We start from the raw sequence: 13,255 nt of genomic DNA on the forward strand, positions 1-13,255 counted from the left end.
AAAGGCATCCGAGCCATGCAAGCCGGAAACACTCTTGCCACTGATGGCGGCACCCCGCAGCCCCGGTCCCCGCAGGTCGTCATGCGCCTGGAGCGGATGGGATCTGCGCATCCGACCCGCCTGTCATTCCTGCGCGTGCTGCTTCGGCGGATGGCCAACGAGGGCTGGCGGTTTGATCGCCCGGTCTGGGAGATCGACGATCATGGGGTTGGTCGGGCGGTTTATCGCGCCGCCGGTCCGAAACGCAGCTACAGCCTTGTTGCCTTTGCGCATGACCTGCCCGCCGAAATGCGGTCGGATCGCGTGATCGCTACGGCCTGGGATGCCACGTTTGCCCTGTTCGACGGCACGCCAAGCGCGGCCGATCTTGACCGCTTGCAGGCCAATGTGCCCCTGCAAGAGGCCGGCCGGGTGTCGTCGCAAGAGCTGTCGCTCAGCCGCGCGAACCGCTCGGTCCGGCTGTGGGCGCATGTGGTTGACCGGCTGGCGGCCGGGCAGCAGCCCGACCCCGAAGAGATCGCGGCCGTCGGCTATCTGATGCGCACCACGGCCGTCTATGGGTCGGGCAAGTTCGGTGCCGCCGACCGACGGGATATCGCCGACCGGCCCGAGCTGGCAGAGCCGTTTCAGCCCGAGATGCTCTCGGTCTGGCTGACGCGCCAGTTCACGGTCGATATCGTCGAACACCTGGCAATGGTCAAAGGCGGGGCGAATGCCGTGCGCCTGGAGCCCGCGATCAAGGCGGCCTTTGGTGTCGGAAACTCTACCGGGCTTGGCATGGCGCCGTATCTGGTGCGGCACCCGTTGCTGCTGAACAACTGGTCGGCGGCACGGGAAGAGGCCCTTACACGGGTGCGCGGTGTCGCGGGGGCGGCGCCCGAGGCCGTGCGCTGCCTGCGCCAGACCTATCAAGAGGCCCGCCGCAATGCCGCCGATTGGCGGTCGGAGCATCCGATCCAGGTCGCCAAGCTGGCCGATCTTTGTGCGGATCTCGACCGGATCGGGGCGCGGCTTGATCAGTTTCCGGGCACGGCGGCGTTCCCGTGGGATGAGCTGTGGCGCTGGGGCGAGGCAACCCTGTCGGTCGAGGGGCAAGAGCAGCTTCTTGCGCTGCTGATCGAGCCCCACGGCGATCTTGTCGATGATCTGTCGGCCTGCATGAGCGCCGATGAGACCGTCGCCGCCCCCCTGAACGGGTCAATGACGGTCGGGCGCCTGCGCGAAATCCTGCGCCAGCGTTACAGTTGGGCCCTGGCAACGGATTTCACGCAGCCCGAAAACATGGCGCGGTTCTGGTATGTTTCGGAAGAAAAGCTGGAGCCCCGGCTGGGAGAGCGTGCATCCGACGAGGGCGCAGAGCTTGAACAGCCCCTGTGTATCGCCCGTTTCGCCTGGGAGCTGGATGCTGACCTGGCGCAAAGCCCCGCGACCGAGACCGTGGCGGCATTCGTCATGCGCCACCCCCGGCACCGCTATATCGTGCGCCGCGCCCAGATCGCCGAGACCCATCCCTATGCCGAAGTGCATGACAACCTGATCGCCGCCGACATGCTGCCCATCGACCTGATGCGCTGCAAGCTGGCCTTTTTCGGCGCGACCCACTTCGACCCGCGCTCGGACAAATGGGTGCGTATCAGCCTGTTTCAGGGCGCGCCTTATCCGCTGGATCCAGAGGGAGGGTCCCTGTCATGATGACTGAACCGAATGATCCGACGCAGTCCGGGCCCGACCTGTCGGGCCTGGCCACCCGGACCCGGCTGTCGCGCAACGAGATCGAAGGCGCCTGCACCAAGGCCGCTCGCGGCGCCGGCCTAAGCTGGGGCCACGCCGAAGAGGCGGGGTTTGCCGCCGGGTGGCTGCATGCGCATGGTATCGATGGCGCGGCGGCGCTGTTGGCGCATCTTGAAAAGGCCGCGGGTAAGCCCTGGGACGAGCTGTGCCCCAAGGTCGCCGCCGGGCTTTGGCTGCCCGCGGGCAAGGGGGCGATCTGCCCCTTGATCCTTGGATCGTCACTCAGCGACTACGGCAGCCTTCCCGAGGGCTCGCTGGACGCGGGTCTCGCGATCGGGCCGGTCAGCCAGCCCGTCCTTGTGGTGCCGTTCCTTGCGCGCCTGGCACGCAGCAGCGGGCACCCCATCGCCATGCGTTTCGCCACCGGCACGGTTTACGTGGGGGGCGACCATATTTCAGGTGATATCAAGGTCTTGGTCGATCTGGCCGAGACCCGCGCCGACCTAAGCGCCGCCGACACCGTGCCCGAAACCGCACCCTGCCAGGCCGACTATGAATGCGACGCTGCGACCCTGGCCGCGCTGGGCGTGTTTGCGATGCGCACAACTGTTCCCCCGTCCGAACGCTCGCGCAGCGATGCGGGGGCGGGCACCGATGACAATGACTGAACAACAAGGATCCAAGATGACCATTTCCCGCCTTAACCCCGGCCCGCGCATGAGCGAAGCCGTCCGCGCAGGCAATATCGTTTTCCTCGCAGGGCAGATCCCCGACGATCTGAGCGCCGATATCGAAACCCAGACCCGTCAGGTTCTGGACGGTATCGATCAGGTGATGGCCGAACTGGGTGGCAGCAAATCGGATGTCGTGTCGGTGCAGGTCTGGCTGACCGATATGGCGGATTTTCCGGGCATGAATGCGGTGTGGGACGCCTGGGTCGACAAGGGCAATCCGCCGGCTCGCGCGACCTGTGGCGTGGCATTGGCGCGCCCCGGAATGCGGGTCGAAATGGTCGCCGTGGCGGCCCTGTCGCAGGACTAGTGCAGGTTGAAACGGGTCGCGCAGCCGCGGCCCGTACCCCGGGCGTCATTCGAAGGGGCTAGCGGGGCCGTGATTTCTCGAGCCGAGAGATGGTCAACGAGACCAGCACGCAGGCCGTGAAGAGGTAGAGCCCCCAGGCGGTTTCGACCTTGCCCACGCCCACGCCCTTGGCGATCACCACGTAAAGCGCGATCAGAAAGACATCGGCCATGGCCAGCCGCCCCAGCGCCGAGATGGCGGGCAGCCAGCGGTGCGAGGCGTGGCCGAACTGGATCAGCGCCAGGCCGATGGTTTTGGCCATGGGCGCGATGATGGCAAAGAGGGTGACGATCAGGGCAAGGAAGATGTCGCTTTGCCAAAGGCTGATCAGGCCCGAGACCACGCTGATTTCATCAAGCCCAAAGAAGGGCAGCCCCAGCCCCGCACGCATCAGGGGGGCGATCCAGGCGATGGGGAAGAGGATCAGCAGGGCGAGATTGGTGTATTTGGCTGCGCTATTACTCAAACCTCACCTCCGAAGTGGGATGTCAGATACTCTGACTTTGAGATGGGGGTCGGTCACGCCGGCATTTCCAAGCGAGATGATAAGGGCCTCACGCATTGGCTGAGGGTTATCGGTTGGGCCGATGAGGATCTCTTCAATAAGGTCGGGAATTGTCGCGCCTGTGAACCCTTCTTCGGGATAATCCTTCAGGGGAAGGACAAACACTTTTTGCGGGACCCCGTTTATAATTTCGATCTTTGGGATAAGCTTGTCAGAGGGCCAGATGCTGGGCGAGTAGCATACACGCCATTCACGTTCTTCTTTAAATCCCGGGTGTTTGGCTGAAAGAACGGCGAAATGACATGCTGCAAATAACATGTTTGAGAAAAACTGGGGATTTATAGACTGAACGAGCCCAATATTCGTTTCCAAGCCTGTAACAACCTCATCAAACAGCACGGAAAACTCTGCCGGTGTGCCATATGAGACGGGAGAGGTGAACGCATTCAGCGTATTTGTATCAGACATGAAAGGCCTATTGTTCAGGACCAAGGCGACGTTCGTAGTGCCGCCATATGCCCTCCACATCGACAACCTGCCGAATTTGTCTTCGTGGTTTTCTACATCACCGTGTTCAGACAATGAGAGCAAAAAGGTCTGAGTGAACTGCTCAGACAGTCTTGTATTGAAATGCTCTACGAACTCCTGAGATTTTCCTTTTTGGACTTGGTCCAAGACTACCTTTAGTCTTTCGCCCGCGTTACTGTTGTTCCACGCGTGAAGGAGGCATTGGTGGCCGTATCGAACCTCGGAGAGGTCGTTCATTACGCTTGCGCTGCGGAGCCATACAGAGTTGCTTGCGATGATGTTCATCGCCGCTTCGGCGCTAGTGTAATGAACAAATCTAGTATGTTTGTCCTTGACGTCCTGTGCGCGCCGCAGCGCGTATGGAAAAAGCAGCTCTGATATTTTTCTGTGTGTTTCAGGCGTCATCCAGTTTTGCTTTCAGCTAGCCTAGCGCACCGCCTCGATCGGGCCTTCGGCGCGGCCGTGGATGAACTGGTCGAGGTAGGGGTCGCCCGAGTTGTCCATCTGGGCGACGGGGCCCGTCCATTTGATCACACCGTCATGCAGCATGGCGACCTTGTCGGCGATGGCGCGCACGCTGGTCATGTCATGGGTGATGGTCATGGCGGTGGCGCCCATTTCGACGACGATCTCGCGGATCAGCTCGTTGATGACGCCGGCCATGATCGGGTCAAGCCCGGTGGTGGGTTCGTCGAAGAAGATGATCTGCGGGTCGGCGGCGATGGCGCGGGCCAGGCCCACGCGCTTTTGCATGCCGCCCGACAGTTCGGCCGGGAAGAGATCGGCCACATCGGGTTTCAGGCCGACGCGGCGCAGTTTCTCGATGGCGATCTCGCGGGCCTCGGGTTTGGGGCGTTTGAGGCGGCCGCGCAGCAGGCGGAAGGCGACGTTCTGCCAGACGGGCAGGCTGTCGAACAGGGCGCCGCCCTGGAACAGCATGCCGAAATGCGACAGGAACTCGTCGCGCTCGGCCTTTTCGACGTTCTGGCCGTCAACCAGGATCTGGCCCTGGTCGGGTTTCACCAGCCCCAGCACGCATTTCAGCGTGACCGATTTGCCGGTGCCGGAACCGCCGATGATGACCATGCTTTCGCCCTTGGGCACCACTAGGTCGACGCCTTGCAGCACCCGTTTGGGGCCGAATGATTTATGAACGTCGCGCAGCTCGATCATTGGTTAAAGAAGGCCTCGGTCAGGATGTAGTTCGAGGCCAGGATCAGCACCGAGGCCGTCACCACCGCCGATTTGGTGGCGCGGCCCACGCCCTGGGCGCCGCGGCCCGAATTCATGCCGAAATAGCAGCCCACCAGCGCGATGATGGCACCGAACACGGCGCCTTTGACCATGCCGGATGCGACGTCCCAGAATTCAAGAAAGTCAGTGGTGTTCTTGAGATAGGCGGCAGAGTTGAAGCCCAGCCGGCCGATGCCGACCGAATAGCCGCCCAGAATGCCGATCGCGTCGCCCACGCCCACCAGCACCGGCAGGGCCAGCACGGCGGCCAGCACGCGCGGTACGGTCAGATAGCGCATGGGGTCGGTCGAGAGGGTGACAAGCGCGTCGATCTGCTCGGTCACTTTCATCGTGCCGATCTCGGCCGCGATCGAGCTGGCGACACGGGCCGCGACCATCAGCCCGCCCAGAACCGGGCCCAGTTCGCGGGTCATGCCGATGGCGACGATCGAGGGCACCACGGCCTCGGCCTGAAAGCGCGAGCCGCCCGCATAGATCTGCAGGGCCAGCGCGGCACCGGTGAAAATAGCCGTCAGCCCGACAACAGGCAGGCTGAGATATCCAATGTGCAGAATGGCTTGCAGGAATTCTTTGATGTAGAATGGCGGGCGCAGGGCGGCCGAGATCGTGGCCAGCACGAACATGGTGCCGCGCCCGATACCCGCCAACAGGCCCAGCGTGCCGCGCCCGATACCCGCCGTCGCCCGGACGATCATCAGCCCATATCCCCGATGTAGCGGCGCTTGTAGCGGTTGCCCAGCGAGGTCAGGATTTCATAGCCGATGGTACCGGCGGCATCGGCCAGGTCATCGACCGTCTGTTCGGGGCCGAGGATATCCAGAGCGCGGGGCACGGTGTTCAGATGGGTGACGTCGACGGTGATCAGATCCATCGACACGCGGCCGACGATCGGGCAGGGAATGCCCTCGAAAAACAGGTGACCGCGCCCACTCATCGCACGGATGAGGCCATCAGCGTAACCGCCTGACATAGTTGCGATAACCGAATTCTCTTCGGCGATCCATGTGGCGCTGTAGCCCACGCTTTCGCCCTGTTCAAGCTCGCGGCTTTGCACCACTGGCAGGGCCAGGTTCACCACCGGCTCGGCGGCCTCGAACGGCAGGCCGCCGTAAAGGCCCACGCCGGGGCGGGTGACGTCGAAATGATAGTCGGGGCCCAGCAGGATGCCGCCGGTGGCCGACAGGCTGCGCGGCGCGCCGATACCGTCGGTCATGGCGTGAAAGGCGTCGAGCTGTTGCTGGTTCTGCGGGTGGCCGGGCTCGTCGGCGCAGGCCAGGTGGCTCATGACCAGGCGCGGGCCGGCTGCCAGGGCGATCTCGGCCACGGCGGCCCATTCGGCCATTTCCATGCCCAGACGGTTCATGCCGGTATCCAGCTGAATGCCGAACCCGGCGCCGGGCAGGGCCTCGAAGTGACGGGTCAGCTGATCGACCGAGTTCAGCATCGGGATCAGGTCAAGGTCGTTGATCATGTCGGTGTCGCCCGACATGTGGCCGCTGAAGACGAAGATCTCGGGGCCGCGGCCCAGAACCTCGCGCACGGCGGCGCCTTCCTCGGCGGTGGCGACAAAGAACTTGCGCGCGCCAGCCTCGGCCAGGGCGCGGGCGACGCGGCCCGATCCCAGCCCATAGCCATTGGCCTTGACCACGGCACCGGTTTCAACACCGCTGCCGGATTTCGCGTCCAGAGCCGCCCAGTTGCGCTTGAGCGCGTCGAGATTGATATTCAGAGATCCTGTAGCCATGCCTAGGGTTTCCGTCGCACGCGGCGCAACGTCAAGGGGAAAGGCGGGGGGCGATCAGAAATCGCCCGCGCCCTGTTGCCACGGTTTCACGAGGTTGCCAAAACGGGTGAACTGCGCCTCGAAGCTAAGCTCGACGGTGCCGATCGGGCCGTGACGCTGTTTGCCGATGATGACCTCGGCCTTGCCGTGCAGGCGGTCCATTTCCTCGGCCCATTTGGCCATGGCCTCGAGGTTCTCGTCGCCGGGTTTTTCGCGCTCTTTGTAGTATTCGCCGCGATAGACGAACATCACCACGTCGGCGTCCTGCTCGATCGAACCCGATTCACGCAGGTCCGACAGCTGCGGGCGCTTGTCTTCGCGGCTTTCGACGGCCCGGCTGAGCTGTGACAGGGCGATGACGGGGATGTCCAGTTCCTTGGCGATGGCCTTCAGGCCCTGGGTGATCTCTGACACCTCGTTCACGCGGCTGTCCTTGGCCGATGCCGGGCGCACCAGTTGCAGATAGTCGACGATCAGCACGTCCAGCCCGTGGGTGCGTTTCAGGCGGCGGGCGCGCGCGGCCAGCTGGCTGATCGGCAGGGCTGGGGTGTCGTCGATGAATAGCGGGCAGGATTCCAGCCGTTTGGCGGCCTCGACGAAACGGCGGAATTCCTCTTCGGTCATGTCGCCTTGCCGAATTTTATGCGAGGAAATCTCGGACGCCTCGGCCAGAATCCTGCCTGCCAACTGCTCGGCGCTCATCTCAAGACTGTAAAAACCCACGACGCCGCCCTCGAGCGCGCCCTCGGTGCCGTCGGGGCGCTGGCCTTTGCGATAGGCCTTGGCGATGTTGTAGGCGATGTTGGTGGCCAGCGAGGTTTTACCCATCGACGGACGACCGGCCAGGATCAACAGGTCGGACTTGTGCAGCCCGCCCAGCTTGCCATCCATGTCGATCAGCCCGGTCGAGATGCCCGCCAGCCCGCCGTCGCGCTGATAGGCGGCGTTGGCGACGTTCACCGCATCGGTGACGGCACGCAGGAAGGACTGGAACCCGGTTTCCGACTGACCCTGTTCGCCCAGCTTGTAGAGCGCCTGTTCGGCCTCGACGATCTGGCTTTTGGGGTCGCTGTCGATCGACACGCGTGCGGCCTTGTCGGAAATGTCGCTGCCAAGGCGCATCAGCTCACGGCGGATCGCGAAATCATAGATCATCTGCGCATAGTCGCGCGCGGCAAAGGATGAAATGGCGGCCCCGGCAAGTCGTGCCAGATAGGCGGGGCCGCCCAGCTCTTTCAGCCCTTCATCGTCTTCCAGGAACGCCTTTAGCGTGACCGGCGAGGCCAGGGCGTTCTTCTGGATGCGCGAGGCGGCGACCTCGTAGATGCGGGCGTGCACGGGTTCGTAGAAATGATGCGGCTGGATGACCGACGCGATGCGGTCATAGACATCATTATTCGTCAGAATCGCGCCCAAGAGCTGCTGCTCGGCCTCGATGTTATGCGGCAGCGTGCCCGACGCGGCGTCCTCGTCCGCGTCCTGCCGGATCGTTGTGATCTCGTTCATTTTTGGTCCCTGTCTCCGAGCGGTGTCATAGCGCCAGGCCCGGGCAAAAGGCAAAATGTATGTTTCTGTGGATCGCCTTGTGGATAAGTTGCACCCTACCTCATTTCGAGGTCGGGTGCGAGCTTGTGTCCACATGTGGGGGCGAATGGCCGTGGCCGGGTCGCCCGGATGTGCGGGTTTCCGCCGTGTCAGGTCAGCTTTTCTGACGTGCCTCTTGCCAGGCGCGGGGCGCCTTGAGGAAGGCCTCGACCTCGGCCAGGGTGTTCGAATCGAAGGCGCCCTGGGCGCGGGCCTCGGCCAGCACGTCCCACCAGGTGCACAGATAGTGCAGTTTCACACCGTGATCGCCCAGGCGCTGTTCGGTGTCGGGGAAGATGCCATAGTAGAAAATCACCGCCGTATGGCCGCAGGTGGCGCCGGTGTCGCGGATCGCATCGACAAAGGATAGCTTGCTGCCGCCATCGGTGGTCAGATCCTCGACCAGCAGCACGCGCTCGCCTTCGGACATGGCGCCCTCGATGCGGGCGTTGCGGCCGTACCCCTTGGGTTTCTTGCGCACATAGGTCATGGGCAGGGCCAGACGCTCGGCCACCATGGCGGCAAAGGGGATGCCCGCGGTTTCGCCGCCGGCGATGTTGTCAAACGCCTCGAACCCCGCGTCGCGCATGACGGTGACGGCCATGAAATCCATCAGGGTGCTGCGGATGCGCGGATAGCTGATCAGCTTGCGGCAGTCGATATAGGTGGGCGAGGGCAGGCCCGAGGCCAGGGTGAAGGGCTCGTCCGCATTGAAATGCACGGCCTTGATTTCCAGCAGCATCCGCGCGGTCAGGCGGGCGATTTCTTCCTTGGCGGGAAACGAGGTGGGGATCATGGCGTGTCTCGATGTCTGTGATGCGTTTCAGATGGGCGGGCGGCGGTCAGGCGACGCGCCAGTGCAGCGGAAAGCCGGGGTCGAACACCGTGACCGGCCCGGCGCCGGTCTCCAGCTTGGCCGGATAGGTGACCGGATCGCCCTTGGTCAGGGTGATCGTGGCGTCATTGGCGGGCAGGCCGTAAAAGGCGGGGCCATTTAGGCTAGTAAAGGCCTCGAGCTTGTCCAGCGCGTTCGCGGCCTCGAACACCTCGGCCAGGCACGACATGGTGTTGGTCGCGGTGAAACAGCCGGCGCAGCCGCAGGCATGTTCCTTGAGCGCGTCGATATGGGGCGCGCTGTCGGTGCCCAGGAAGAACCGCGCGTCGCCCGAGGTGGCGGCCTGCACCAGCGCCTGGCGATGGCTTTCGCGCTTGGCCACGGGCAGGCAGTAGTAATGCGGCTTGATCCCGCCAACCAGGATGTGGTTGCGGTTGATGATCAGGTGATGGGTGGTGATCGTGGCGCCCAGGTCGCGGTCATTGGCCTGCACATAGGCCACGCCGTCGGCGGTGGTGATATGCTCCATCACCACGCGCAGGCCGGGGGTGGCGCGGCGGATCGGATCAAGCACGCGGTCGATGAACACCGCCTCGCGGTCGAAAATGTCGATCTCGGCATCGACGACCTCGCCGTGCACACACAAGGGGCAGCCGATCTCGGCCATGCGTTCCAGCACCGGGCGGACCTTGTCGAAATTCTTGACGCCCGAGGCCGAGTTCGTGGTCGCGCCTGCCGGGTACAGCTTGACCGCCGTGATCAGCCCCGAAGCGTGCGCCGCGGCCAGATCGTCGGCATTGGTGTCCTCGGTCAGGTACAGGGTCATCAGCGGCGTGAAATCCATGCCCTCGGGCAGGGCGGCCATGATGCGATCGCGATAGGCGGCGGCATCGGCGCCGGTGACGACGGGCGGCACCAGGTTGGGCATGATGATTGCACGGCCGAAATGGCGCGCGGTTTCGGGCAGAACGCCCTGCAACATGGCGCCGTCGCGCAGGTGCAGGTGCCAGTCGTCGGGGCGGCGGATGGTCAAGCTTTGGGTCATGAGGCAGGCGTTACACAATTGGACGCCCGGTTTCCAGTGTTCTTCGCGTCTTGGGCGCGGGTTGGGGGCGATTCAACGCTGCGCAATTCTTGGGCGCGGGCGCCCAAGCGTTGGGCGGAAGCGGCGCGACGGCGGTTTGGGCGGGCCAAAGCGGCCGAACTCGCTTCGCGCCGGTGCGGTCTGCGTTACACCGAGGGCATGTTGGACACGACCCAGACCCATATGCAGATGCAACGCACCCGCGGGCGCGCCGTGGTCGAGCTGCTTGCCGCGGCGCAGGGCGCGCGGTTGGGGCGGCTGCATCAGTCGGGGTCGGCCAAGGCGATGCTGCCGCGCACCCATGGGCCGGTGCCCGAGGTGGTGTTTCTGAACACGGCCGGCGGGCTGACGGGCGGCGATCATCTGACCTATGAATTGCGGCTGGCCGATGGCGCGCGCGCCGTTGCCGCCACCCAGACGGCCGAGCGCGCCTATGCCTCGTGCGGGGGCGTGGCGCGGCTGGATGTCGATATCGATCTGGGCGCGGGCGCGGCGCTGGACTGGCTGCCGCAAGAGACCATCCTGTTTCAGCATTCGGCACTGAGCCGCCGCAGCCGGGTCCGCATGGCGGGCGATGCGCGGTTCCTGATGTGCGAAACCCTTGTGTTGGGCCGTGCCGCGATGGGCGAGGTGCTGGCTGACATATCCCTGTCAGACAGGCGCGAGATACTGCGCGACGGGCGGCCGATTCTGGTCGAGCCGCTGGCGCTGGACGCCGCCAGCCTGGCCCGGCGCGACTCGGGCGCTGGGCTGAGCGGGGCGCGCGCCTTTGCCACCGTGGCGCTGATCGCGCGCGGGGCCGAGGATGCGGTCGCGCCGCTTCGGCGGGTTCTTGCCGGGTGCACGGGCATCAGTGCCGGTGTGTCGGGCTGGGACGGGAAATGCGTCGCGCGGCTGATGGCCGCCGACGGGCTGCCGCTGCGCCGGGCGCTGGCGGCCGCATTGACGACATTGCGCGGGGCGCCCTTGCCCCGTGTCTGGCAGATCTGAGGGGGGCGCATGCACCTGACGCCACGGGAAAAAGACAAGCTGCTGATCAGCCTTGCGGCCATGGTCGCGCGCGGGCGCCTGGCGCGCGGCGTCAAGCTGAACCACCCAGAAGCCATTGCGCTGATTACCGATTTCGTTGTCGAGGGTGCGCGCGACGGACGCTCGGTTGCCGATCTGATGGAGGCGGGCGGCCATGTGATCGCCGCCGATCAGTGCATGTCGGGCATCCCCGAGATGATCCATGAGGTGCAGGTCGAGGCGACCTTTCCCGACGGCACCAAGCTTGTCACCGTTCACCACCCGATCCGCTGAGGAGAGAGCCATGAAGACCATCCTGATCATTCTGGCAGCCCTGGCCCCGTCTGGCCCCGCCTTTGCCCATGCCGGCGCGCATCTGCATCCCCATGCCGATCACACCGGCCTGATGCTGGGGGTTTTGGCCGCTCTGGTTGTGTTTGCAGGTGCAGCAACTGTTGTGATCCGGGGGCACAAGTGATACCGGGAGAGCTGTTTCCGCTAGAGGGTGAGGTCACCCTCAATGCTGACAGAGAGGTGCTGAATCTCACCGTTTCCAATACCGGCGATCGACCGGTTCAGGTGGGCAGCCATTATCACTTTGCAGAAACCAATTCTGCGCTGGAATTTGACCGCACTGCCGCACGCGGCATGCGTCTGGACATCGCGGCGGGCACTGCCGTGCGGTTCGAACCCGGTCAAAGCCGCGAGGTGGCGCTGGTGCCACTGTCGGGCGCGCGCAGGGTTTTTGGTTTCAACCACGAGGTAATGGGCGTTCTCGACGCCTGATCGAAAGGAAAAGACCGATGGTCTGTGTTACCCCTTACGCAATGAAACACCCGTATTCCGACTATATCCATGTCTGGGCGTCAGCCGTGAACATGCAGATGTCGATGACCAACGCCTGGTTCGACCTGGCGCGCCGTTTCAACCCGATGATGCCGGTGATCGACATCCGTGCCGTCAGCCGTGGCTATACGCCCCCCGTACGCGCGGAAGAGCTGAAGGACGTCACCCCGCTGGTCCAGGCTGTGGCCGAGGTGATCGAGGTCAAGCCGGCCGCAAAGCCTGCTCCGGCCAAGGCCGCCGAACCCGCCGTTGCGCCCAAGCCCGCTGCCAAGAAAGCCGCGCCCAAGCCCGCCGCCAAGCCTGTGGCCAAAACGGCCGCGCCCGCTCCGAAACCGGCCGCCCCGAAGGCTGCGCCCGTTGCCGAGGCTGCGACGCCCGCGGCCCCCAAGCCCGCTGAGGCTGCCAAGCCTGTTGAGGCCGTCAAGACCGCTGAGGCCGTCAAGACCGCTGAGGTTGCCAAGACCGTTGAGGTTGCCAAGACCGTTGAGGCCGCCAAACCCGTTGAGGCTGCCCAGCCCGTTGAGGCCGTGAAACCGGCCGTGGCGCCCAAACCTGCGGCGGCTCAGGCCGAGGCCGTGAACTCTGCGGTTGCAAAGGCCGATACCCCCAAGCCCGCCACCCGCAAGCGCCGTCAGCCTTCGGCCCCCAAGCAGCCCTTCTCTGAATGAAGCCGCTGAACAATTTGGGTGCTCCGGGTCCGCTGGATATCTGGCGGGCCTGGCTGGAGGTCGGCCATCTGGCGGTCGAGTCGCATATGGTCGTCTCGATGCGCGTGCTGGGCCTGATGGGTCTGTGGCCCGTCAGCAATGGCGAAAACCAGCGCATGGTGGGCGAAAAGCTGCGCGCCATGGCCGAGGTGTTCGAGGCCTCGCAACGCTCGATCTGGCGCGGGGATCGCCCCGACGAAATGGCCACCGCCGCGCTGCGTCCGATCCGTCGGCGCACCTATGTCAATTCGCGTCGCCTGACCCGGCGAAGCGCCAAAACAGCCAGCCCCACGGGGTAACACAACAGGAG

The 13,255-nt window shown here is 64.5% G+C and carries 17 protein-coding genes; 9 read left to right on the forward strand and 8 right to left on the reverse strand.

The window, feature by feature from the left end:
• Positions 1 to 15 precede the first annotated feature (15 nt).
• The 3 genes from OE856_RS01655 to OE856_RS01665 are packed head-to-tail and all read left to right on the forward strand — an operon-like array spanning position 16 to position 2,772.
• The gene (locus OE856_RS01655) at positions 16 to 1,692 is read left to right on the forward strand and encodes a hypothetical protein (protein WP_263714305.1); all 1,677 of its coding nucleotides are present in this window, start codon (positions 16 to 18) and stop codon (positions 1,690 to 1,692) included.
• A complete protein-coding gene (locus OE856_RS01660) occupies positions 1,689 to 2,399 on the forward strand; it encodes a DUF3726 domain-containing protein (protein WP_263714306.1) in 711 nt (236 codons plus the stop codon). The genes OE856_RS01655 and OE856_RS01660 overlap by 4 nt, the downstream gene beginning before the upstream one ends.
• Before the next feature lie 16 nt (positions 2,400 to 2,415).
• Positions 2,416 to 2,772 carry a RidA family protein gene (locus OE856_RS01665; protein ID WP_263714307.1) on the forward strand — a complete coding sequence of 119 codons (357 nt, stop codon included), beginning with the start codon at positions 2,416 to 2,418 and terminating at the stop codon, positions 2,770 to 2,772.
• A 58-nt stretch (positions 2,773 to 2,830) separates the two neighbouring features.
• On the opposite strand, the gene OE856_RS01670 is transcribed toward OE856_RS01665, so the two are convergent.
• From OE856_RS01670 to pyrC, 8 genes are all read right to left on the reverse strand, one after another.
• On the reverse strand, positions 2,831 to 3,277 hold the full coding sequence (locus OE856_RS01670) for a paraquat-inducible protein A (protein ID WP_263714308.1): 447 nt from the start codon (positions 3,275 to 3,277) through the stop codon (positions 2,831 to 2,833).
• 3 nt (positions 3,278 to 3,280) lie between these two features.
• Positions 3,281 to 4,249, reverse strand: coding sequence for a DUF2971 domain-containing protein (locus OE856_RS01675; RefSeq protein WP_263714309.1), 969 nt, complete (start codon positions 4,247 to 4,249; stop codon positions 3,281 to 3,283).
• Positions 4,250 to 4,270: 21 nt separating this feature from the next.
• Positions 4,271 to 5,017 carry an ABC transporter ATP-binding protein gene (locus OE856_RS01680; RefSeq protein WP_263714310.1) on the reverse strand — a complete coding sequence of 249 codons (747 nt, stop codon included), beginning with the start codon at positions 5,015 to 5,017 and terminating at the stop codon, positions 4,271 to 4,273.
• Positions 5,014 to 5,793, reverse strand: a complete 780-nt coding sequence (locus tag OE856_RS01685) for an MlaE family ABC transporter permease (protein ID WP_263714311.1) — start codon at positions 5,791 to 5,793, stop codon at positions 5,014 to 5,016. The genes OE856_RS01680 and OE856_RS01685 overlap by 4 nt, the downstream gene beginning before the upstream one ends.
• The gene (gene alr, locus OE856_RS01690; protein WP_263714312.1) at positions 5,793 to 6,842 is read right to left on the reverse strand and encodes an alanine racemase; all 1,050 of its coding nucleotides are present in this window, start codon (positions 6,840 to 6,842) and stop codon (positions 5,793 to 5,795) included. The genes OE856_RS01685 and alr overlap by 1 nt, the downstream gene beginning before the upstream one ends.
• A gap of 54 nt (positions 6,843 to 6,896) precedes the next feature.
• The gene (locus tag OE856_RS01695) at positions 6,897 to 8,387 is read right to left on the reverse strand and encodes a replicative DNA helicase (RefSeq protein ID WP_263714313.1); all 1,491 of its coding nucleotides are present in this window, start codon (positions 8,385 to 8,387) and stop codon (positions 6,897 to 6,899) included.
• A 193-nt stretch (positions 8,388 to 8,580) separates the two neighbouring features.
• Positions 8,581 to 9,261 carry an orotate phosphoribosyltransferase gene (locus OE856_RS01700; protein WP_263714314.1) on the reverse strand — a complete coding sequence of 227 codons (681 nt, stop codon included), beginning with the start codon at positions 9,259 to 9,261 and terminating at the stop codon, positions 8,581 to 8,583.
• 46 nt (positions 9,262 to 9,307) lie between these two features.
• Positions 9,308 to 10,345 (reverse strand): dihydroorotase, encoded by a 1,038-nt coding sequence (pyrC, locus tag OE856_RS01705; protein WP_263714315.1) that lies wholly within the window; start codon positions 10,343 to 10,345, stop codon positions 9,308 to 9,310.
• Between the two features lie 198 nt (positions 10,346 to 10,543).
• On the opposite strand from pyrC, the gene OE856_RS01710 reads away from it, so the two are divergent.
• The 6 genes from OE856_RS01710 to OE856_RS01735 are packed head-to-tail and all read left to right on the forward strand — an operon-like array spanning position 10,544 to position 13,244.
• The gene (locus OE856_RS01710; protein WP_263714316.1) at positions 10,544 to 11,374 is read left to right on the forward strand and encodes an urease accessory protein UreD; all 831 of its coding nucleotides are present in this window, start codon (positions 10,544 to 10,546) and stop codon (positions 11,372 to 11,374) included.
• Between the two features lie 9 nt (positions 11,375 to 11,383).
• Positions 11,384 to 11,686: an urease subunit gamma gene (locus OE856_RS01715; RefSeq protein ID WP_263714317.1), complete on the forward strand. Its 303-nt coding sequence runs from the start codon at positions 11,384 to 11,386 to the stop codon at positions 11,684 to 11,686.
• A 10-nt stretch (positions 11,687 to 11,696) separates the two neighbouring features.
• Positions 11,697 to 11,870: a hypothetical protein gene (locus OE856_RS01720; protein WP_263714318.1), complete on the forward strand. Its 174-nt coding sequence runs from the start codon at positions 11,697 to 11,699 to the stop codon at positions 11,868 to 11,870.
• Complete coding sequence (locus OE856_RS01725) at positions 11,867 to 12,178, forward strand: urease subunit beta (protein ID WP_263714319.1); 312 nt, start codon at positions 11,867 to 11,869, stop codon at positions 12,176 to 12,178. Before OE856_RS01720 ends, OE856_RS01725 begins: the two co-directional genes overlap by 4 nt.
• A gap of 17 nt (positions 12,179 to 12,195) precedes the next feature.
• The gene (locus tag OE856_RS01730; protein WP_263714320.1) at positions 12,196 to 12,906 is read left to right on the forward strand and encodes a hypothetical protein; all 711 of its coding nucleotides are present in this window, start codon (positions 12,196 to 12,198) and stop codon (positions 12,904 to 12,906) included.
• The gene (locus OE856_RS01735; protein ID WP_263714321.1) at positions 12,903 to 13,244 is read left to right on the forward strand and encodes a hypothetical protein; all 342 of its coding nucleotides are present in this window, start codon (positions 12,903 to 12,905) and stop codon (positions 13,242 to 13,244) included. Before OE856_RS01730 ends, OE856_RS01735 begins: the two co-directional genes overlap by 4 nt.
• Positions 13,245 to 13,255 lie beyond the last annotated feature (11 nt).

Source organism: Actibacterium sp. XHP0104 (assembly GCF_025751515.1).
In the GTDB taxonomy this organism is placed as follows: Bacteria; Pseudomonadota; Alphaproteobacteria; order Rhodobacterales; family Rhodobacteraceae; genus Actibacterium_D.

Bases quoted from the DNA above. Each gene is read 5' to 3' on its own strand.
- OE856_RS01655 (WP_263714305.1), top strand. From the start codon at position 16: ATGCAAGCCGGAAACACTCTTGCCACTGATGGCGGCACCCCGCAGCCC.
- OE856_RS01660 (WP_263714306.1), top strand. From the start codon at position 1,689: ATGATGACTGAACCGAATGATCCGACGCAGTCCGGGCCCGACCTGTCG.
- OE856_RS01730 (WP_263714320.1), top strand. From the start codon at position 12,196: ATGGTCTGTGTTACCCCTTACGCAATGAAACACCCGTATTCCGACTAT.
- OE856_RS01680 (WP_263714310.1), bottom strand. From the start codon at position 5,017: ATGATCGAGCTGCGCGACGTTCATAAATCATTCGGCCCCAAACGGGTG.
- pyrC (WP_263714315.1), bottom strand. From the start codon at position 10,345: ATGACCCAAAGCTTGACCATCCGCCGCCCCGACGACTGGCACCTGCAC.
- OE856_RS01735 (WP_263714321.1), top strand. From the start codon at position 12,903: ATGAAGCCGCTGAACAATTTGGGTGCTCCGGGTCCGCTGGATATCTGG.
- OE856_RS01685 (WP_263714311.1), bottom strand. From the start codon at position 5,793: ATGATCGTCCGGGCGACGGCGGGTATCGGGCGCGGCACGCTGGGCCTG.
- alr (WP_263714312.1), bottom strand. From the start codon at position 6,842: ATGGCTACAGGATCTCTGAATATCAATCTCGACGCGCTCAAGCGCAAC.
- OE856_RS01675 (WP_263714309.1), bottom strand. From the start codon at position 4,249: ATGACGCCTGAAACACACAGAAAAATATCAGAGCTGCTTTTTCCATAC.
- OE856_RS01665 (WP_263714307.1), top strand. From the start codon at position 2,416: ATGACCATTTCCCGCCTTAACCCCGGCCCGCGCATGAGCGAAGCCGTC.
- OE856_RS01700 (WP_263714314.1), bottom strand. From the start codon at position 9,261: ATGATCCCCACCTCGTTTCCCGCCAAGGAAGAAATCGCCCGCCTGACC.
- OE856_RS01720 (WP_263714318.1), top strand. From the start codon at position 11,697: ATGAAGACCATCCTGATCATTCTGGCAGCCCTGGCCCCGTCTGGCCCC.
- OE856_RS01715 (WP_263714317.1), top strand. From the start codon at position 11,384: ATGCACCTGACGCCACGGGAAAAAGACAAGCTGCTGATCAGCCTTGCG.
- OE856_RS01710 (WP_263714316.1), top strand. From the start codon at position 10,544: ATGTTGGACACGACCCAGACCCATATGCAGATGCAACGCACCCGCGGG.
- OE856_RS01695 (WP_263714313.1), bottom strand. From the start codon at position 8,387: ATGAACGAGATCACAACGATCCGGCAGGACGCGGACGAGGACGCCGCG.